The organism is Candidatus Hydrogenedentota bacterium (assembly GCA_016791475.1).
Lineage (GTDB): Bacteria > Hydrogenedentota > Hydrogenedentia > Hydrogenedentales > JAEUWI01 > JAEUWI01.
The window spans coordinates 72630-93386 of sequence record JAEUWI010000007.1; the positions used below are offsets into that span (position 1 = coordinate 72630).

The 20757-nt window shown below is 62.3% G+C and carries 12 protein-coding genes; 9 read left to right on the forward strand and 3 right to left on the reverse strand.

The features are described from left to right. Window positions 1-186: 186 nt before the first annotated feature. The 6 genes from JNK74_05450 (at window position 187) to JNK74_05475 (ending at window position 11716) form a co-directional block, all read left to right on the forward strand. On the forward strand, window positions 187-3912 hold the full coding sequence (locus JNK74_05450) for a PAS domain S-box protein (protein ID MBL7645620.1): 3726 nt from the start codon (window positions 187-189) through the stop codon (window positions 3910-3912). Window positions 3913-4047: 135 nt separating this feature from the next. Further along, window positions 4048-6291 carry a hypothetical protein gene (locus JNK74_05455; protein ID MBL7645621.1) on the forward strand — a complete coding sequence of 748 codons (2244 nt, stop codon included), beginning with the start codon at window positions 4048-4050 and terminating at the stop codon, window positions 6289-6291. Window positions 6292-6395: 104 nt separating this feature from the next. Further along, the gene (locus JNK74_05460) at window positions 6396-7787 is read left to right on the forward strand and encodes a sulfatase (protein ID MBL7645622.1); all 1392 of its coding nucleotides are present in this window, start codon (window positions 6396-6398) and stop codon (window positions 7785-7787) included. Window positions 7788-7807: 20 nt separating this feature from the next. Continuing rightward, on the forward strand, window positions 7808-9019 hold the full coding sequence (locus JNK74_05465; protein ID MBL7645623.1) for a metallophosphoesterase family protein: 1212 nt from the start codon (window positions 7808-7810) through the stop codon (window positions 9017-9019). A gap of 47 nt (window positions 9020-9066) precedes the next feature. Beyond that, the gene (locus JNK74_05470; GenBank protein MBL7645624.1) at window positions 9067-9867 is read left to right on the forward strand and encodes a hypothetical protein; all 801 of its coding nucleotides are present in this window, start codon (window positions 9067-9069) and stop codon (window positions 9865-9867) included. Between the two features lie 319 nt (window positions 9868-10186). Next, on the forward strand, window positions 10187-11716 hold the full coding sequence (locus JNK74_05475) for an arylsulfatase (GenBank protein MBL7645625.1): 1530 nt from the start codon (window positions 10187-10189) through the stop codon (window positions 11714-11716). 89 nt (window positions 11717-11805) lie between these two features. Here JNK74_05475 and JNK74_05480 read toward each other — a convergent pair whose 3' ends face one another. Continuing rightward, window positions 11806-13176: a Gfo/Idh/MocA family oxidoreductase gene (locus tag JNK74_05480; protein MBL7645626.1), complete on the reverse strand. Its 1371-nt coding sequence runs from the start codon at window positions 13174-13176 to the stop codon at window positions 11806-11808. A 353-nt stretch (window positions 13177-13529) separates the two neighbouring features. Between JNK74_05480 and JNK74_05485 the strand changes: the two genes are divergently transcribed. Together JNK74_05485 and JNK74_05490 are read left to right on the forward strand one after the other, a co-directional pair. Beyond that, the gene (locus JNK74_05485; GenBank protein MBL7645627.1) at window positions 13530-13709 is read left to right on the forward strand and encodes a DUF1328 domain-containing protein; all 180 of its coding nucleotides are present in this window, start codon (window positions 13530-13532) and stop codon (window positions 13707-13709) included. A 73-nt stretch (window positions 13710-13782) separates the two neighbouring features. Further along, complete coding sequence (locus JNK74_05490) at window positions 13783-14715, forward strand: hypothetical protein (GenBank protein MBL7645628.1); 933 nt, start codon at window positions 13783-13785, stop codon at window positions 14713-14715. Here JNK74_05490 and JNK74_05495 read toward each other — a convergent pair. Both JNK74_05495 and JNK74_05500 read right to left on the reverse strand, forming a co-directional pair. Beyond that, window positions 14702-15619 carry a tetratricopeptide repeat protein gene (locus JNK74_05495; GenBank protein ID MBL7645629.1) on the reverse strand — a complete coding sequence of 306 codons (918 nt, stop codon included), beginning with the start codon at window positions 15617-15619 and terminating at the stop codon, window positions 14702-14704. The two genes, JNK74_05490 and JNK74_05495, sit on opposite strands and share 14 nt — an antisense overlap. 4 nt (window positions 15620-15623) lie before the next feature. After that, a complete protein-coding gene (locus tag JNK74_05500) occupies window positions 15624-17645 on the reverse strand; it encodes a metallophosphoesterase family protein (GenBank protein MBL7645630.1) in 2022 nt (673 codons plus the stop codon). Between the two features lie 288 nt (window positions 17646-17933). On the opposite strand from JNK74_05500, the gene JNK74_05505 reads away from it, so the two are divergent. Beyond that, complete coding sequence (locus JNK74_05505; GenBank protein MBL7645631.1) at window positions 17934-20756, forward strand: PAS domain S-box protein; 2823 nt, start codon at window positions 17934-17936, stop codon at window positions 20754-20756. Window position 20757: the final 1 nt, after the last annotated feature.

Genomic DNA, 20757 nt, shown 5'->3' on the forward strand with positions numbered 1-20757 from the left:
TTGGTTGAAGTACGGTCGTCGCCACATTGCGGTACCCGGTTCAGCCAGCATCCCGTCCCATTGCGCGTCACGCCGCATGTTGTCCGCGCAGGCGGCATCGGGGCACGGTGCGCCACCGGAACACCGGATAAGACACTACCTCGCAGCCCATGCCCGGGCCGTAGCAGGCAAAGGAGGGCGAAATACATGCTGGGTCGCGGACTTGTCCACTTGCCCTGGATTGCAGCGCTGCTGTTATATTCCGCCGTGGTGGCAATCGAGGTATTCGTTGCGCGCCCCGGGGAAGAAGAGGGCGCGCGGCTGGCCGCGGTCGACGCGATTCGCGGGAGCTTCGGGCGCGATGTGCGGGTGATGGAATCGGCCATGCGCACGGGCGAGGTGGACGATGCCCGGGGCCTGGCCTCTGCGAGTGCGGAGATGCCGGGAATCGAGCTCATGATTCTTGTTGACCCCGCGGGTCTCGTGCTTGCCGCGTCCGACGGGGCCCTGGCGGGCCAGCCGATGGCCGCCGACGCGCCTTTCGATCAACTCCGGTCTCGGCTGGGCACGACATTCCCGCCGGAAGTCCGTCGTGAGAAGGGCCGGAATGAAGTGGAGGCCATTGCGAGCATCGCATTTCCCGCGTCGTACAGTCCCAATCAGGGGTTGCTCTATGCGCGCTGGAATCTGGAGCCGCTCGTCACCCCCATGCTCGAATCCACCCGGCAGTTTGCGATCCTGCTGTTTGTGCTCTTCGGGATCATGGTTTTGCCGGTGCAATTTGTCGTGTACTGGCTGGTCACGCGCCGTCTCCAGCGCCTCGCGGTGGACGCCCGGGCCTTTGGGCGGGGCGAGCGCCTGGGGCTTTTCCTGGATTCTCTGCCCGACCAGATCGGCGACGTCTCCCGCCTGCTCCGGGAGGCGACGAGCGAAGTGGCGGAGCGGGAGATGGTGGCCCAGCGCCTGGAACTGGCGCTGGAATCCGCCAATGCCGGTGTGTGGGATTGGGATATCCCCGGCAAGATTATCGTCACCAATGCCCAATACCATACCATGCTGGGCGACGATCCCCCCGGCGATCCCCTTCCGGCGGAATCGCTGCTGGAGCGGGTGCATCCGGAGGAAGTGGGCAAGGTACGGGGCATGATCAAGGAAGTACTGCGCAGAGAGCGACCGCTCTATAGTGTCGAGTTTCGCATGCGCGGCCTGCGCGATGGGCAGTACCGTTGGATCCGGAGCACCGGGCGCGTGGTGGAATGGGGTCCGGACCAGCGTGCGGTTCGTATGCTGGGCCAGCACACCGATATCGGCGCGCAGAAAGCGATCCAGACCCACGAAGCGGATCTGGCGCGCATCGTGGATGATTCGCCCAGCGAGGTCTACGTATTCCGTACCGATGATCTTAGAATCCTGTCGGTCAACCGCTCCGCCGCGCGAAATACGGGCTACAGCGTAGCGGAGCTGCTTTCCAGGACCGCCTACGACCTCGTGCCGGAGTCGCGCCGCCACCAGTTGGAATTTGCCCTGGAATCGTTGCGCCAGGGCGAGGCCCTCTATATCCAGCACGAGTTCCAACATGTGCGCAAAGATGGCGGGGTCTACGACGTGGAGTCGATCGTCCAGTTGCAGCCCTTTAACGAGCAGCCCGCGTTCGTGGCCATCGTGCAGGACGTTTCGGGCCGGGCGTTGCTCCAGCGGCGTTTCGAAAAGCTCTTCGAGGGAGTTTCCCACGCCATCATGGTATTCGATTGCGACGTGCGGTTTATCCTGGTGAACCAGGTGGCCGCGCGGCTGTTTCGGGTGCCCGCCGCCGAGCTGGCCGGGCGCACGCTGGAGGAGTTTGTCCCGGATTTTCACGCCCTGCTAAGAGAACGCATCGGCGGGGTGCTGGCGTCGCGGGTCGGGGGCGAATATGAGGACCGGCTCCTGATCGGCGGGGTCCAGCGCTGGTTCCAGACTTTTCTCGAGCCTCTGGAGGATGACGGCGGGCAGTACAACTGGGTACAGATGATCACCTATGAAACCACGGAGGAAAAAGAGAACGAAGCGCGCATTCACGCCCAGCAGGAGCGTTACCGCACGCTGGTGGAATCCACTTCGGCCATCCTGTGGGAGGGCGATCCGGAGACCTTCGCCTTTACTTTCGTAAATCAGGAGGCGGAAAAAGTGCTCGGTTACCCGGCCGAAGAGTGGATTGGCGACCCCGAGTTCTGGCCCCGCCACATTCACCCCGCGGATCGGGAGTGGGCGGTGAACTTCTGCCAGTCGGCAATATGTGAGGGGAACGAGCACACCTTTGAGTATCGCATGGTGGCCGCCGACGGGCGGGTGGTCTGGCTTCGCGACATTGTAAGCGTCATACGCGATAACGGGCGCCCCATGAAGCTCGTCGGGGCGATGATCGATATTTCCCGTGAGAAGCGCGAGGAGGAGCGATTTCAGGCCGCCTTTGAGAGCATCCCTATCGGCAATATCGTGATCGACGGCAAGGGTATTATCCAACTGGCGAATCCCGCGGCGCAACAGATGTTCGGTTACTCCGCCGAAGAAATGGTCGGTCGCAACGTGTCGATCCTCATGCCCGAACCCGATCGTGGTCACCATGATTCCTATATCGAGACCTACTTGAAGACCGGCGTCCAGCGGATCCTGGGTTCATCTCGCGAGGTGCAGGGGCTTCGGAAGAACGGGGAGATTTTTCCAGTCCGGCTCGCGCTGGGCGAGATGCGCGACGCCGAGCAGCGCACGTTTGTGGGTAGTGTGATCGATCTGAGCCACGTCAAGAGCCTGGAGGCCCAGTTGCTCCAGTCGCAGAAAATGGAGGCGGTGGGCCAGCTTGCGGGCGGTATCGCCCACGATTTCAATAACCTTCTCCACGTCATCAATGGATTTACCGAGATCGCCCAGAGCGCCCTCCCGCCCGACGCGCCGGTGCAGGTGGAGTTGGGCCAGATTGCCTTGGCGGGCGAGCGCGCCGCGGCGTTGACCGGTCAGTTGCTGGCCTTCAGCCGCCGCCAGGTCATGGAGCCGGACAATCTCGATGTAAACCAGGTCATCTCCAACATGGGCAGCATGCTGCGCCGGGTGATCGGCGAGCACATCCAGCTTGACGTGATCCCGAGTCCGCGCCTGGGGCGGGTCTATGCGGACCGGGGTATGATCGAACAGGTGTTGATGAATCTCTCGGTGAACGCGCGCGACGCCATGCCGACCGGCGGGCGGCTGAATATTGAGACGGAGAACGTGCTGATTACCGAAGAGTACTGCCGTGATCACGTCTGGGCCAAGCCAGGCCGTTATGTGCTCGTCAGCATTACGGATACGGGATGCGGTATGGACCGGGAGACCATGAGCCGGGTTTTTGAGCCCTTCTTCACCACCAAGGGCATGAACCAGGGCACGGGTCTCGGCCTCTCCATGGTGTACGGTATCGTGAAGCAGCACAACGGTATGATCACGGTCTACAGCGAAGTGGACAAGGGCACCACCTTCAAGGTGTACCTGCCCCATTCGGAGCGGGCGGCGGAAGACGTGGGCACGAAAATTGAAGGGGAAGTGCCCCGGGGCGACGAGACGATCCTGGTGGTGGAAGACGATGAGGCGGTGCGCGGACTCACCCGACAGGTATTGGAGGCCGCGGGCTACACCGTGCTGGAGGCGGTGGACGGCCGGGACGCGCTGCAATGCTTCCGGAAGCACCACGAGAACATCCACCTGACCCTGCTTGATGTGGTAATGCCGGGCATGGGCGGGCGGGAGGCCTACAAGGAAATGCTCAAAGTGAACCCGGCGCTGAAAGCACTTTTTGCAAGCGGGTACAGCGAGAACGCAATTCACACCAATTTCGTGCTGGATAGCGGTCTGGCCCTGCTGAAAAAGCCCTATTCACGGGATGAACTGCTGCGGGCCGTGCGGCGACTGCTGGATCAGTGACATGGCTCCGGTGTGATCGCGGGACTTTGCCCCCGCCCCGGCGCCTTCGGTAGACTGACCATCCCGGCGCCGTCGTCGGGCTTTCGAAGGACGGCGACGGGGCGACGTCCAAAGCCTTCCCAAGGAGTTCCCTGAATGCGCATGCGTACCACCCTCACGTTATGTCTTGCCTTTATCTCGGCGCTGGCCGCTCCGGCCCAGTTGGCGAAGTTCGAGAATCCGCGATGGGAACCCATCGCGGATGATGTTTATCTGCAGGAAGTGTCCCGGCAGATCCCTTCGGCCGAGCCCTTGAGTTCCGTCGCGGTCTATGGCGGCGCGGCCTATGTGGGCGGGGCCTCTGGCGTGTCCCGGGTTGCCGGCGAGGGCCTGGAATTGGTCGCGGGGCCCGAGGGCGCGCTCTCGCGGTTGAGAGCACTCGGCGGCGCGCTCTGGGCAGCGGGACCCGGCGGTCTCTGGCGCTTCGATGGCGCAGCCTGGGCCAAGGTTTCCACGGAAGCCGTGTCCGACCTTTGCGAGCACAACGGCAACGTCATAGCCGCGTCTGGCCCGGCCCTGTTCACCGCGACGGAAACGGGTCTCGCGCCGCTGGCCACCGCTCCGGGTCCGCTGTTTGGTCTCGCATCCTACGCCGGCACGATTTATGTCCACGATGGCCTGCGCGTTGGCCTTCTGGAAGGCGGCGAAATCACCTACCGTTATATTTTCGACTGGGGCACACTCCAGCGCGGCTGTGTCATCCGCGATCTCCTCGCTCAGGGCAGCCGTCTCGTCGTTGCGACGGACAAGGGCCTCGGTGTTCTGCGCGGCATGACGTGGTATGCGATTCAGGGCGAGGACGGTCTGTGCTATGAAGACACCACGAGTCTCTCGGAAGGCTTCGATCGCGATCTCTGGATAGGCAGTACCCGCGGCGCCATGCGCAATATCAAGGACGAGTACCAGTATTTTGCCGGGGTGCGCTGGGTGCCCGGCGAACAGGTAAACGCCATCGCGTCCAGCGATAAGTCGGTTTATCTCGCGACGGACGGCGGGCTCGGCATCATCAGCTACGAACCCTTCACGCTGGCGAAGAAGGCCGCGTATTACGAGCGCTGGCTTGAAGAGTGGGGCCAGAAGCGTCTCGGCTTTGTCCATTCCCTCAACCTGATTGACGGCCAGTGGGTCCGCGAAGTCAGCGACAACGACGTGGGCTACAGCAGCCATTATATGGCCGCGAAGTGCTTCGAGTACGCGGTGACCGGCAGCGAGGCGGCCCGCGCCGAAGCCGTCAACATGATGAAGACGGTGAAGTGGAGCGAGGAGATCACCTCGATCGACGGGTTCCCCGCGCGCTCCATCTACGCGGTGGGCGAGCCCACCCTGAAGGCCATGCACGGCTCCGGCGGCCTGCCCGCGGAATGGCACCGCACGGAGGACGGGCTCTTCGAGTGGAAGGGCGACACCTCGAGCGACGAAACCGACGCCCAGGTCTACGAGACCATGCTCTTTCTCAAGCTCGTTGCGAATGATGAAGAGAAGGTGTGGGCCACACAGCACCTGCAGCGGGTCATTGGTCACATCGTGGACAATGGATTCATGCTCCGCGACGTGGACGGAAAGCCGACCCGCTGGGCCCGCTGGGACCCCGAGTATCTCCAAACGCCTTACGGGTATTATTCACGGGGTCTTAACGGCATGGGCGCGATGAACTATGTGACCACGGCCTATCACTTCACCGGGGACGCGAAGTTCAAGGCGGCGAAGGAACAATTGCTGGCCTGGAACTATCAGCCCGACATCCTGCGCCAGAAGCTCACCTTTCACCCCGGCTACTTCACCCACTTCGATGATCGCCTGGCTTTCTACAGCTATTACTCGCTGCTGCAATACGAGACCGATCCCGAGCTGAAGGCCCTGTGGCTACGCAGTCTCGAGCGCGCCTGGGAAGTGAAGCGCATCGAGGCCGTGCCGTGGTTCCACTTCATCTACGGCGCCCTCACCGGCAATGACAACGAGGGTGACCGCGCCGTGGCCCACCTGCGCGACTGGCCGCTCGATCTTCACCGCTACAGCTACCGCAATTCACACCGCGACGACCTCTACACGCCCAAGGGCTACCGTGAGTACGCCGAGCGCCCCAAGCCCCTCTCGCCCCGCGAGACCGAGCCGAACCGCTGGGATGGTGATTTCATGCAACTGGACGGTGGTTCCGGCGGCGCGGTCGTGGCCGATCCCGGCGGCTGGCTGGATGCCTACTGGATGGGCCGTTACTACGGGATGATCACCCCGCCGCAGACGAATGATGTGTCGCTGACCACGGTGCCGCATCGCGGCTTGCAACTGGGGGCCGCGCCCTACGCGGGACCCGAACGCCCGAAACTGGAACACGAGCATTGAAGGTTAAAGTGTGAAGGATGAAGGCTGATAAGGCCGCTGACTGATAGGACGGATACGACCGATTCGTCCTATCGGTCTTATCCGTCCTATAGGAAAGGAACGGCATGCGCAGAATTCCAGTTACTTTGCTCGCCTGTGCCACTCTGGCTATACTCGCGAGTACTTCCGCCATGGCCAAGCCCAACATCGTGGTCATCTTCTGCGATGACATGGGCTACGGCGATCTGGGTGCCTTTGGTCACCCCACGATTCAGACACCGAACCTGGACCGCATGGCGTCGGAGGGCCAGAAGTGGACCAGTTTCTATGTGGCCGCGCCCGTGTGCACGCCGAGCCGGGCCGGATTGATGACCGGCCGGCTGCCCATCCGCAGCGGCATGTGCCACGATACGCGCCGGGTTCTTTTTCCCAACTCCAGCGGCGGTATTCCGGCGGAGGAAGTGACGATCCCGGAATTGCTGAAGACGCAGGGCTATGCCACCGCCTGCGTGGGCAAGTGGCACCTCGGCCACCTGCCTCAATACCTGCCCACGCGCAACGGATTCGACTACTACTACGGCATCCCCTACAGCAACGACATGGACCGGGATCAGAACGTACCCCATGCGCAGGCCTTTGGGAGTCCGACGAGCGAATACTTCAACGTACCCCTGATGCGCAATGAGGAAATCATCGAGCGTCCCGCCGACCAGACCACGATCACGAAACGCTACACGGAAGAGGCTGTGGCCTACATCAAGGCGAACAAGGACAAACCCTTCTTCCTGTACCTTGCCCACAATCTTCCCCATATACCGCTCTTTCGTTCTTCCGAGTTCGAAGGTAAGAGCAAGCGTGGCCTGTACGGCGACGTGATTGAGGAGATCGACTGGAGCGTGGGCCAAGTGCTCGACACGCTGCGTGCGGAGGGCATCGCGGAGAATACCCTCGTGCTTTTCACCTCCGACAACGGCCCGTGGCTGACCTACAAGCAGCAGGGTGGGTCGGCGGGCTTGTTGCGCGGCGGCAAGGGCGGCACCTATGAGGGGGGCATGCGGGTGCCGGCTATCTTCTGGCAACCCGGCACGATCGCGCCCGGCGTCGTGACGGACATGGGATCTTCGCTCGATCTGCTTGCAACCGCCGGCGCGCTGGCGGGGGCCACGTTGCCATCCGATCGCGTGCTGGATAGTTTCGACCTGAGCCCCGTGCTTCGAGGGACGGGACCGAGCCCGCGCGCGACCATGTTCTACTATCGCGATACTACGGTCTACGCCGTGCGTCAGGGCCCGTTCAAGGCCCACTTTCAAACCCGGAACGACTACGGCGATGCCACGGTGACGACCCACAATCCGCCCCTGCTCTACAATGTGGAAATCGACCCCGGCGAACAGTTCGACGTGGCGGCGGAGCACCCCGACGTGATTGCCAGTATCCAGGCGACACTCGCGGTGCACAATCGCGACCTGGTGCGCGGTGCGGACCAGATGGGCGGCAAGATCGAGAACGGAAGTTAATCAAAGCAATGGAGCATTTCATGCGACTTAAATTTGTAATGCAGTCAGCGGTATTCTTCGTTCTTGGTGTCGTGACCCTTGGCGCGCAGGCGGATCCCCGCCATATCTATCTCACCTATTCCGATGACCCCGAGTCTTCCGTCGATATCAACATCATCGTCGAAAGCGACGTCGAAGTCATGCATGTCTACTACGACACCGAGCCGCGCCACGAAGCGCGCGATGCCTACGCGAACCATGTCGAGGCGGTTCACGTGCCCACACCCATGGCCCTCGCTGACGGGCGCGCCCTCTACGTGGCCGCGCTGAAGGATCTGGCGCCAGGAACGCTCTACTCCTTCGTGGCGGGTGAATCGGAATTTGGCTACTCCCGGGAATTGAAGTTCAAGACGCTCCCCGGTGGCGACGCGCCCCTGCGTTTCGTCAATGGCGGCGATATGGGCGCGGATGGCCGCGCCCGCACCATCCTGAAGCTGGCTGCACAGCGCGATCCCGATTTCGCCTTGCTCGGCGGCGATCTGGCCTATGAAAACGGCATGCTCGGTGACGGCGAACTCGTGGACTCCTGGCTGGACAACTGGTTCAACTACATGCGCCGCACCGATGGCGGCCTGGTGCCCATCATTACCTGCATCGGCAACCACGAGGTGAACAAGACCCACTACGACGACCCCATGCTGCGCTCCCCGTGGTACTTGTCCCTTTTTGGCCGCCAGGGTGAAAAGGCTTACTTCAGCCGGCAGGTTGGGGAAAACATGGTGTTCATTGCCCTCGACAGCGCCCATCTGAACCCCGTGGAGGGCGAACAGACCGCCTGGCTCGCGGCGGAGTTGGAGAAGTATAAGGCGATCCCCCACAAGTTTGCCTTCTACCACGTGCCCATGTATCCCGCCTTCGGCGACTACGACGGCAAGGTCGCCGCGCAAATGCGTGAACTCTGGGCGCCCCTCTTCGATCAATACGGCCTCCGGGTGGGCTTCGAGCACCACGACCACGTGGCCAAGCGCACAAAGCCCATCAAGGGCAATAAGGTGGCCGAGAGCGGAACCGTGTACATCGGCGACGGCGCCATGGGCCGTGAGAGCCGCGATGTGGATCGGGAACTCCGCTGGTACAGCGCCATGGAGGTGAGCGAGGTCCACTGCTGGATTGTGGACGTGAGCAACGCGGGCGTGAAGCTGGAGGCCATCGATCGTACCGGCGCGGCCTATGATTCGGTGTCGTTGCCGTGAGCGCCCTGTGGCATTGCGCGCGGGTTGTTGTCCTGGTTTCGCTTGCAATGGGATCGCATGCCCTCAGTCAGGAGCCGCTGCGCGAGTTTTCCGCCGCCGAGGCCCGGCAAGGGGTGGCGGTGGACGGGACCCACGTTTACGCCATCGACAATCACCGTATCGGGAAGTACGATAAGTTCACGGGAGAACGGGTGGCAGGATGGGAGGCGGACGAGGCGCATCCCCTGGCGCATCTCAACAGCGGCCTGGTGCGGGATGGAAAGCTGATCTGCACCCATTCGAACTATGGCTCGCTCCCGATGACCAGCAGCGTGGAGATCTGGGACACGTCGACCCTGACCCACATCGAAAGCCACAGCTTTGGCGTGCTCTACGGTTCGTTGACCTGGCTGGACTGGCATGACGGCTTCTGGTGGGCCTGCTTCGCACACTACGAAGGGAAGGGCGGAGAGCCGGGCAAGGGCCCCGAGCACACGGTCGTTGTGAAGATGGATGATACCTGGCGCCCGCTCGAGTCGTGGGTGTTGCCGCCCGAAATTATTGCGCTGCTGAGGCCCCATAGCGCCTCTGGGGGTTCCTGGGGGCCGGAGGGACGCTTGTACATCACCGGGCATGATCGTGCGGAGCTGTACGCGATGGAACTGCCTCAGGCCGGTTCTGTCCTGCGCTGCGTCGAGACGATCCCCTTTCCCAACGAAGGGCAGGCCATCGCCTTTGACCGCTCGGGCACGGGATTGCTCTACGGGATTCTACGCAAGTCGCGGACGATAGTGGCGGCACCCGTGGCGGGGAGAGTTCTTTCCACGGACAATCGTGGAGCAGTCGCTGGCAGCGACAGAGAAAATTGAATCGCTGATTCCTTTTCGTAGTCCCATTCAGCATTGAAGATAAAGGCTGAATAGCGTGAATCCGACAGGCAGTCTTTCCCGAGAATTTCTGTACCTTCAAAGGCCCATAGAGGAATATTTTCCCACAGATTAACACAGATCCGCGCAGATAAAAGGAGGAGATGCCAGAATGGTCCGTTCGGATGGTAAGGTGATGGATGATTCTTGCTTTATCTGTGCAGATCTGTGTGAATCTGTGGGAAAAATCTTTGGTTGCGGCCAACGGCGGCTCTAAGTCCATTCGTGGTTGAAGGTGCGCGCAGTAGAAAGGGCTTCTATCATGAAGACATTGCTTCGTTTAGCCACCGTGTTTATGTTTCTTGTTACAGTCGCCGCCGCATCGGATCGCCCCAACATCGTGGTGATTCTCGCGGACGATCTGGGCTATGGCGACGTGGCGTGTTACAACCCGCAGTCTAAGATCCCCACGCCCAACCTCGACGCGATGGCGGCGGCGGGCATCCGCTTTACCGATGCCCACTCGCCGAGCGCGGTATGTTCGCCCACGCGCTATGCCCTGCTGACGGGAGCCTATGCCTGGCGCAGCGCCCTGAAGAGCAGCGTGCTCTGGGCGTGGGATGGTCCCCTCATCGCGAAGGGAACGCAGACGCTGCCGGGGATGTTGAAGGACGCGGGTTACGACACCGCCTGCATCGGCAAGTGGCATCTGGGTTGGGATTGGGCGACGAAAGACGGGTCGCGCCCTAACGATACGATCCCCATGGGCAAGTGGGATGAGGGCGTTCGGGCTTCATTGGGCTACAGCATCGATTTAGTCAAACCGGTGGCCCAGGGCCCCACAACGCGGGGCTTTGACTACTACTTTGGCGACGATGTCCCCAACTTTCCACCCTATTGTTTCATCGAGAACGATACCTTACTCGGTGTGCCGGACATTCCGAAGCCGGCCGCCATGTTTGGGTCTCCAGGTCCCATGGTAAAGGGCTGGGATCTGGCTGGCGTGCTGCCCGCGTTGATGGAGCGGGCGGTGACTTACATCAGAGAGCCTTCGAGCGTGGCGACGATTCAGCGGCGCGCGGGAAGACCCTTCTTTCTCTACCTGTCACTGACTTCGCCCCACAATCCCGTGGCACCCGCGTCCGAATTCATCGGGAAGAGCGGTGCGCACCGTTATGGCGATTTTGTGGTGGAAACGGACTGGGTCGTCGGCCGGGTGATGGAGGCGCTTAAGGTCGCGGGCGCGCTTGAGAATACGCTTGTGATTTTTACGAGCGACAATGGTTCGCCCGCTAACGACGGTGAAAACATGAGTGGAAAGCCAGGCTCCGTGCTGGCCTACGGCCACAACCCGAGTCACATTTATCGGGGCATGAAGGCGGACATCTGGGAAGGCGGCCACCGCGTGCCCTTCATCGCGCAATGGCCGGGCAAAATTCCAGCGGGGGCGACCTCGAAAGAAATCATTTGCCACGTGGACCTGATGGCCACCCTGGCCGCCATCACGGGTACGCCCCTCCACGACGATGCCGCGCCGGACAGTTACAACATCGAGCCGGCATTGCGCGGCGAAGTGCTCGCCGGGCCAATCCGGGAGGCGACGGTGCACCATTCGATCCAGGGCATGTTTGCCATTCGCCAGGGCCCGTGGAAGCTCATTGAAGGCCAGGGCAGCGGCGGCTGGACGCCCGGCGGCGACGATGGAACACCCGGCCAGCTTTACAATCTCGAGCAGGATCCTGGGGAGACCACAAACGCGTATGCCGAGCATCCGGATATTGTGAAGCGGCTATCCAACCTCCTGGACACCTATAGAGAGAGCGGGCGCAGCGTTTCGCGTGGACTGAAATAGACGCAGTGTTCCCGCCCGGTTCGACTCAAGAAAAAAGGGGCGCGTACCGGATACCCGAGTACGCGCCCGAAAAAGATAATTCGGCCGGATCAGCCCAGCGTCCACCCCTTGCGATATTCCCGATGGATGAAGCGGGCGGCTTCGGGCACGTTCTTCGCCACGAGGTTCTCCGCGTCCCACTCGATCTTCTTGCCCACGCGATAGGCCACGTTGCCCAGGTGATTCGCTTCGGTGAGCCAGCCGGCGTACTCGAAGTTGCAGGTCGTTGGGTCGCCGGTCTTGCAGGCGTGGATCCACTCTTCGTAGTGGCCGAGGGATGCGGGGATGAAGGGTTCCGGCGGCGTGAAGTCCTGGAAGGTGTCTTCCGGCAGGAGCATGTGCTTGCCATAGTCGGCCAGGAGCATGCCCTTGTCGCCCACGAAGAGGCAGCCGCTGTCCCATTGGGGAATGGCTTCCTCTTTCCAGAGTTTCGGGCGGTTCAGGCCCTGGTACCAGCTCAGTTCCAGCGGTCCGCGATCGCCCCGCGCGCCGTAGGTGTATTTCACCTCCATGGAAGCGGGTGCAATCTCCGCATTGACTGGCGGACCCGCTGCTTCGATGGTCAGGGGGTGATCCAGGTTCAACGCCCAGAAGGGCAGGTCGATCCAGTGGCTGCCCAGATCGGACATGGTACCATTGCCGAAATCCCACCAGCGGTACCACTTCGGTCCGGGGAAGTACACATTGTTGAAGGGCCGCGCGGGCGCCGGTCCGAGCCAGAGATCCCAGTTGAGCCCTGCGGGGATCACATCCTCGTTCGCGGGCCGATCCTGCACGAAAACGATGTCCTGTGCTTTCTTGAAGGCCTCTTCATTTTCATGCCAGCCCCAGGCGCGCCCGACCCACACATGGACTTCGGAGATCGTTCCGATCGTCCCGGACTGCACCAGCTCCACCACGCGGCGGTAGTTGTCGCCCGCATGGATCTGGGTGCCCATCTGCGTGGCCACTTTCGCTTTGTTTGCCGCTTCGCGGATGACCCGCGCTTCGTAGATGTTGTGCGTCAGCGGCTTCTCGCAATAAACGTGTTTGCCCAATTGCAGCGCCGGGAGCGTGGCGAAGGCGTGGGTGTGCTCGCAGGTGCTGACGACGACCGCGTCGAATTCCTTCGCGTGATCATACACTTCCCGGAAATCGCCGATCTGGCGGGCCTTGGGATACTTCGCCGCCGCCGCCGCGAGGTTGTCCGCATTCACATCGCACAGGGCCACGATATTCTGGGAGCTGACCCCCTCCAGGTTCGCGCCGCCCCGGCCGCCCGCGCCGATGATGGCGATGTTAAGTTTTTCGTTCAGGTTTTGTCCGCGCACGATAGCCGGTGCGCCGATGACAGCGGCGCCCGCGACCGCGGAAGTGCGCAGGAAAGTGCGCCGGGACAAGGTGCCTGGATTGCGCTTCGGGGTGGAGCCGGTCTTCGACATGGCTTCGGGATCCTTTTCAGTGGAGGTCGCGTTGGAAAATGACTGACAGACAGTCTAGCGGGCGATGCCGGGGGTGTCAATGTCGCGCTGCGACAGCAAACGTCGATAGGACGGATTCGACGAATACGACGTATGGAATGAATCGGTTGTATTCGACCTATGCGTCCTATGCCTCTTCGCGATCAGAGGCGTGGCAATACCAATACGGAACCTTTTGATACGCCCGGCGTATGAAATCTACACACTTGCCCTGTGAATTGTGCGACTTCGGCGCTGAATGCGTTGGCACGACCTATGCACTTTACGAGCAGGCGGACATAACGTCCGCCATCAGCCGAAAGGAGGATAGCTCCATGTTGTACTGGGCGCTTGTATTCTTTATTGTGTCGATTGTCGCGGCGGTGCTGGGCTTTGGCGGCATCGCGGCCACCACGGCGGGGATCGCGCAGATCCTGTTCTACATCTTCCTGGTGCTCTTCCTCGTGTCTCTCATTACGGGGCTGGTGCGGCGAGGCACACCGGGGCCGTTGTGACGGGAACCTTTGGGACCGGAAAGTGATTATGGCGTTGCATGGCAACGGCAAACTTGAAATAGGAGGAGACACCATGAACCTGCAGCGAAACACCGGTTGGAAGGGCAAATGCCGGATGGGCATCGTATTCGCCCTGGCAATTGTCCTGGCGCCCGCCGCGTCGGCGGTTGAGGCGAACCCCGCCCAGATCGAGATCAAGACCGCCGATCAGGTCGTTACGATCGGCGTGACCCACGAGGGAACCCCCGTGCCGGCCGCGAGCATTACCTCGGTAAAGCTCTACGTGGACAACCACGATTACGACCATATGATCACGGTCGAGAAGAAGGACGGCGCGGTGACCATTCGCCCGACCGAGGCGCTGGAGCTGGGTCACTATGATCTGGCGATCAAGACGGGCCAGGGCGAAGTGCGCGTGCCCGTGACGGCGCTACAGGATATTGCCGACGCCGGACTGGAAGCCCGCGCGAAGCGCCAGGGCGTTACGGTGGATGAAATTCGGGCCCAGCTCGGCATCAGTCAGTCCCTGGGCCAGGAACGTATCGACCTGAATCTCTCCGAGGTCTACTATGTGGGCCAGTCGCTCAAAATGAAGATGGACGTGCGGGCAGATCGCACCGCGGCGTGGATGGTGAACGGCGCGGCGGTGGAAGCCCCCGGTGGCTCGCTGAACTACCCCTTCGAGCAGACGGGTGTTTATGACCTGGCATACGTGGAGAAGGAGGGCGAAAAAACGGTGGCTCTTGCCCTGGGAACGGTCACGGTCGTCGCGGAACCCCCGATAGCCGTCACGGTGAAGGCCGGTGTAACCCAGACGCTCAAGGGCCCCGAAGGTTATGGGCGCTACACGTGGAAGCTGGATGGCGCGGATGCGGGCACGGCGTCTTCCTGGAAGGGCGCTTTTGAGAGTCCCGGTACGCACAGTGTGACCGTTCGCGCGGAGGCGCCCTCGGCGGAATCCGCCCAGTCCCTTCGCGAACTGACCTACGCCATCACGGTGGAGTAGCGGTTCCCGCTCCCAGCAGTAGATCGATTTCCAGCAGGTCCGCACCCGATGCCCCGAGGTTGCGGGCCTGCGTTTCATATTCACGGGCCCGCGTCTCTTCGCCGGCCAGGGCCAGGGCGACGGCGCACTCCGTTACCAGCCACGTGTCGGGACGCTCGGGGTTGATGCGCCCCTGCAGTTCAACCAGCGCCGCCAGGGCGTCCTCGTGCTGGTGCACCGTGTCACCCCGCTTTGCGTACATGCGCGCCCGGAGCAGGAGCCACGAGCTGCGCCAGCGGGCTTTTTCCAGCCCGGCTTCGATCTCGGCCCGTGCGGCGTCGAGCTGACCGCCATCCACCATGGCGCGGACCCAGGCGCGATGGAGCACTACACTGGGGTTGCGCGATCGGGCCAGCGCGAGGGCCGAGGCCTGATCGTCATAGCGCCCGAGTTGCCCCAAACAGCGGGACTCGCCCAGAAACCAGTCCACTTCGGGATAGGGCGCCTTGAGCGCCTCGCGCCACGCATCGAGCGCCTCGGGCCATTTCGTCTGCGCTTCCAGCACCTGAGCCAGCAGCGCCTGGCCCGGCGCGCGTCGTCCGTCATCGTCGTAGAGGGCAATGGCGCGCTGTGCGGCGGATTCCGCATCGGTCCAATGGCCCAGACGAAGGTGGGCCTCGGCCAGGCCCTGGAGCGCGGCGCTGAAGCGGGGCTGCAATGCCAGCGCGCCGTCGAAGTCGATGATGGCGGCATTCCACTGGCCCAGAGACTGATACTCGAAGGCCCGGGCGGCCAGCAGGCGCGCCGTGGGGCCCTCCTGTTCTATCCGGTGGCTCACGGCATGGATAACGTCGCCGGGGCTGTCATGGGCCGACGCGGGGGTAACCGCCAGGGCGCAGAGCAGGGCCAGGGCACATCGACGCATGGAATCAGCGCTTGATCTGGAAGGCCAGGAACTCGGCCTTACTCTTCGGCCCTACGATATAGCCCATCCGCGATTCAGGCAGTGCCGCACTCAACGCCACCGGAATCTCCATATCATCCAGGCCCTCGATCTTCAGCGTATTGCCTTCCACGACGCAGATGAGCTGGAGCCACTTCCCGGCTTCCAACGACATCTTTTTCTCCGCCAATACCTTTTCAACCCCTCCGGTCACCTGGCTGACGCGGACTACGCCGTCGGCCTGGTGGAAGATGGCGCTCAGATAGTTCTTTTCGTCCACATAACCGAAGACCAGGCCGGCCGCGGTGCCGCCCTGCTCGGGCAATCGGATCAGCGTTTCAAAATCGAAGGCGTTCCATTTCAGCGGTTCAAAGAGAGCGATAGAAGCCTGATCCGCCGCGGTAACCTGCAGGTGTTTGCGCTTGCCGTCTTCCCCGGCAATCACCGCGGCCGCCTTTTCATCGCCCCCCACGACCTTCCAGTCTGAGGGCGGGGCGCCCGCCGCGTCTTCAGAGAAATTCAGGTTGTGACGCGTAATCAGGGAGAGATCGTCTTTGGGCTGCCAGGGCTTTTCGATACGTTTCGGCGTCACCGTGCCCTCTTTCACGATGCTGAAGAGGTCGCGGGTCACCCCATCCTTGTTCAGCATGATGCCCTTCAGGGTGTCGCCATCGATATCGACGATGACCGAGCCATACTCCACAATGATCTCGCGCATCACCGGCATGGTGCCCCGACGGCTCATATCCGCGCCGCCATTGCCCGTCACCACGGAAACGTGGCCCTCGTTGGGGTGAAGGCCCTCGCTCTTGCGGTAGGCTCCGTCGCCCTCCGGATTACCGTCGCCATCGTCCAGCACCACGTTTTCCGCCACCGTCGGCGTGTGGTATGCGCCGTCGATAAGCATGCTCCGTTCATAGATGTGGGAGTGGCCGGTCAGCACGAGGTCGACGCCGGCGGACTCCAGGATGGGCATGAAATTCTCGCGCATTTCGATGAGCTGCTGCTCCTTGTTGCTGTCGTGGGAGCCCAGCGTGTAGGGCGGATGATGCCAGAAGGCGATGAGCCACTTGGCTTTGGCCTGCTCCAGATCCGCGCGCAGCCACTGGGCCATGGCGGCGTCGGGGCTGCGATCCAGATCATGGGAGTCGAGGCAGATGAAGTGGGCGTCGGCAATGTCGAAGGAATAGTAGGCCTCGGTGCCGGAAGCCACGCCACCCGCCTCGGCGGCCGTGGGACAGACATAGGCATCGTAGTAGGGGCCGGTGCCGGAGATGCCGCGAGAACTGGCGCCCTCATGATTGCCCATCGAAGCCCAGCAAACGGTGTTGCGCAGTGTGGCGTCATAGGGCGCAAAGAAATTGCTCTGAAACTGGCCGTCCGTGCCCTTGCCATAGGCCATATCGCCCACGTGCAGGTAGTGATCCAGCGGGCGCTTTGTCTCGGCAATGTAGTTCCGCATCGCGGTGTGCACGTCCGCCTGGTTCTGATCGCCCGTTCCCGAATCACCCACGACCCACAGGCGCATGCTGGATTTCGAACCCAGCGGTGGGTGGGTAAGGAAGTAATGCTCGCTGTCGCCGCCCGCAAGAAGCGTGTCGCCATTGAAGACGCCATAGTAGTACTTCGTGGCGGGCGAGAGGCCCGTCACATGGGCCTCATACTGCCGGGTGTTGGCGGGCGTGGACGGATCCTCATCGGTCTTCTTTCGCTTCGCGGCCTCCTCCGCACTTTCCGCGTAAAGCCGGAGCACGTCCGCGGGGGCATCCACATCGACCGAGACCCGCAACGTAATGGCGTCGCCGCTCACCTCGCTGGTCAGGGCATCCGGCGCGGCGCCATAGCGCAACACGGGCGTTGTCTCCGCGTTGGTGCGCCAGACCACCACCACGGTTTCCGGCGTGGCCTGTTGCAGGTAGGGTCCGCGAAACAGGGGCGCGGCGGCGTTGACGGTAATCGCGAGTGCGCCGGTCGCGGCGAGGGCGAAGGCGAGAAGGAGCCTGTGCATGGGATGTTCTCCAGTCGATAACGGGCGCCTCGACACAAAGCGCCACTTTTTGAAAGGTTCAGCATAGTGACTGAACCGCGTTTATTCAAGAAAAGATCGGCTTCCGGGCTCCGGATCGTAGGGTTGCACGGAATCACGTGGGCTGAGTAAGATAGTTTCGGCTATTAAAATAGTCTGCGTAGTGTTAATCGGCTTTCTGGACGTTACGCGGCGCGCGCTGCCTGTGCGTCGACTCCGGCACCCCGCTGGACCGTCCGGTTCTGCCCTGTTGCTGGAGAACTGGAACGCATGAGTGGGGACTTTGCACAGGCAACGTTGGACGCGCTGGCGTCCCACATTGCCGTTCTGGACGACGGGGGTGTCATTGTCGCTGTGAACCGTGCATGGCGGACGTTTGCCGAAGAAAACGGGGCGAATCTGGAACGGGCGGACCTGGGGGCGAGCTATTTTGAAGTCTGTGATCGCGGCGGCGAGGACGGCCGGGCGGTTGGCGCGTTGTTGCGGGCCATACTTGCGGGCGAACGGTCGGAGGGGAGCTACGAGTATCCCTGTCACGGTCCAGAGCAAGAGCGCTGGTTCACGTGCCGGATTACCCGGATGCCGGCGTCCGAACCGCCGAAGCTCGTAGTGGCGCACGAGGATATCACCGCGGGCAAGCGCGCGGAGTTGGAACTGCACTGCAGAGAAGAACAACTGCTGCTCCAGCGAAACGCCCTGATCGCCCTGGCGAGTGACGCCCGATTGAGCCAGACGGATATATCCCTGGCCCTGCGCCATATCACGGAGACGGCGGCGAGGACCATCGATGTGGCCCGCGTAAGTGTCTGGCGCTTCAACGACGAGCAAACCGCGATTCGCTGTCTCGATCTCTATGATTCCGTTTTGAACACCCACGCCGAGGGTATGGAAATCCAGGCATCGGAGTACCCAGCCTACTTCGGGGCGCTCCAGGATGCGGATATCATCGCGGCGGACGATGGCTCGCGGGATCCGCTCACACGGGAGTTTGCCCGGGACTATTTTCCCGCCTACGGCATCACTTCCATGCTGGACGCCCCCATCCACCTCGGGGGTACACTCTTTGGCGTGCTGTGCCACGAACACACGGGACCGATCCGGAGCTGGTCTTCGGACGAGAAGACCTTTGCGGTCGCCCTGGCGGGCCTGATCTCCCTCGCGCTGAAGGAAAACGAGCGCCGCGAGGCGGAAGAGCGGCTCCGCCTTCACAGCGCCGCGCTGAACGCCGCCAATAACGGTATCGTCATTACGGATCTGGAGGGCACCATTACCTGGGCCAATCCCGCGTTCGCCAAGATCTCCGGCTATGCGTTGGACGAGGCCATTGGCAAGAACCCCCGCGATCTGGTCAAGTCCGGGCAGCACCATCGGAAGCTCTTCGAGAACCTGTGGGCCACCATACAGGCGGGTCGGGTCTGGCGGGGCACCCTCATCAACCGGCGCAAGGATGGCGACCTGTACAGCGAGGCACAGAGCATTTCGCCCATTCGCGATGGGTCGGGCAACGTCACCCATTTTGTAGCGGTCAAGGAGGACGTGACCGAGAAGTTGCGGGCCCAGGCCACCCTGCAGGAGGCGCGCGAGCGGCTGCAGCGCGCGGTGACCGCCGGAAATATCGCCCTCTGGGAGTGGAATCGGGCGACGGGCACCGTACTGTATTCGGCCGAGTGGATGGAGCAGGTTGGTCTGGAAGCGGCTGAGGTGGTCAACACCATCGACGACTGGTTCCGACGGGTGCATCCCGAAGATATCGGCCCCCTCCGTAAGACGCTCGATGACTGCGTGAGCGAACCCTGGCGGCGCTTTCAGCGCGAGTTCCGCATCAAGCGCGCGGATGGAGAGTTGCGGTGGATACTCCTCGGCGCGGCCGCGGTGGCGGACGAGTCCGGGTCGCCATCGCGCATTATCGGCACCAATGTCGATATTACGGACCGAAAGCGGCTTGAGCTGGAGTTTCTGCAGGCGCAGAAAATGGAGAGTATCGGCCTGCTCGCCGGGGGTGTCGCCCACGACTTCAACAACCTCCTGGGCGTCATTGGCGGCTACACCGAGTTGATGCTGGAGTCCGTGGGGGCGGAAGGTCCCCTGCACGAGAACGTCATGCAGATAAAGCGCGCCGCCGACCGGGCCACCGGATTGACCCGGCAGCTCCTCGCCTTCAGCCGCCGCCAGATCTTGCGGCCGTCCGTGGCGGATCTCAACGGGATCATCGAAGACGCCGAAAAAATGCTTCGCAGGCTCATTGGCGAGGATATTGAGCTTCGCGTCGAACTGACCCCCGGGCTCGGACGCGTCATGGCGGATCCGGGGCAAGTCGACCAGATCCTGATGAATCTTGCGGTAAACGCGCGGGACGCGATGCCCGGGGGCGGGCGGCTCACCATCGCCACGCGAAACGAGGAGATCGACGAGCGCCAGGCCCGGCAACGTCCCGGCGGGCGCCCCGGCCGCTACGCATGCGTTGAGGTGCGGGATTCCGGTATCGGAATGGACGCCGAGGTGCGGGCGCGGATCTTCGAGCCCTTCTTCACGACCAAGGAAGTGGGCAAAGGCACGGGGCTTGGCCTGGCGACCGTGTACGGAATCGTGAAACAGAGCGGCGGAAACATCTGGGTGGAGAGCGAGTCGGGAAAAGGCACGGCCTTTCAAATCTACCTGCCCTGGATCGAAGCGGCCCCGGCCCTCGAACGTCACGATAGTCTGCCCGAGGGTATGGTTCCGGGCGGTGAGACGATTCTACTGGCGGAAGACGAAGAGGCGCTGCGCGCCGTCATGCGGATAACCTTATCGCGGGCGGGCTATACGGTGCTGGAAGCACACGACGGCCTGCACGCGCTGTCCTTGTTGAAGGCCCATCCCGGCCGGGTGGATCTGGTGCTGACCGATGTGGTCATGCCGGGGCTGAACGGCCCGGATCTCGTGCGCGAGATCGCGGGGCTCCAGCCCGGCGTCAAGGTACTGTTCATGTCCGGCTACGCGGACGACACGATAGTTCATCAGGGCGTGCTGGACGACGGCATCGAGTTTATCAACAAGCCGTTCAGCTTCATACAGCTTAATCGTAAGGTTCGGGAAGTTCTGGATAGGCGCTGAA

Bases quoted from the DNA above. Each gene is read 5' to 3' on its own strand.
- JNK74_05450 (MBL7645620.1), top strand. From the start codon at position 187: ATGCTGGGTCGCGGACTTGTCCACTTGCCCTGGATTGCAGCGCTGCTG.
- JNK74_05455 (MBL7645621.1), top strand. From the start codon at position 4,048: ATGCGCATGCGTACCACCCTCACGTTATGTCTTGCCTTTATCTCGGCG.
- JNK74_05460 (MBL7645622.1), top strand. From the start codon at position 6,396: ATGCGCAGAATTCCAGTTACTTTGCTCGCCTGTGCCACTCTGGCTATA.
- JNK74_05465 (MBL7645623.1), top strand. From the start codon at position 7,808: ATGCGACTTAAATTTGTAATGCAGTCAGCGGTATTCTTCGTTCTTGGT.
- JNK74_05470 (MBL7645624.1), top strand. From the start codon at position 9,067: ATGGGATCGCATGCCCTCAGTCAGGAGCCGCTGCGCGAGTTTTCCGCC.
- JNK74_05475 (MBL7645625.1), top strand. From the start codon at position 10,187: ATGAAGACATTGCTTCGTTTAGCCACCGTGTTTATGTTTCTTGTTACA.
- JNK74_05480 (MBL7645626.1), bottom strand. From the start codon at position 13,176: ATGTCGAAGACCGGCTCCACCCCGAAGCGCAATCCAGGCACCTTGTCC.
- JNK74_05485 (MBL7645627.1), top strand. From the start codon at position 13,530: ATGTTGTACTGGGCGCTTGTATTCTTTATTGTGTCGATTGTCGCGGCG.
- JNK74_05490 (MBL7645628.1), top strand. From the start codon at position 13,783: ATGAACCTGCAGCGAAACACCGGTTGGAAGGGCAAATGCCGGATGGGC.
- JNK74_05495 (MBL7645629.1), bottom strand. From the start codon at position 15,619: ATGCGTCGATGTGCCCTGGCCCTGCTCTGCGCCCTGGCGGTTACCCCC.
- JNK74_05500 (MBL7645630.1), bottom strand. From the start codon at position 17,645: ATGCACAGGCTCCTTCTCGCCTTCGCCCTCGCCGCGACCGGCGCACTC.
- JNK74_05505 (MBL7645631.1), top strand. From the start codon at position 17,934: ATGAGTGGGGACTTTGCACAGGCAACGTTGGACGCGCTGGCGTCCCAC.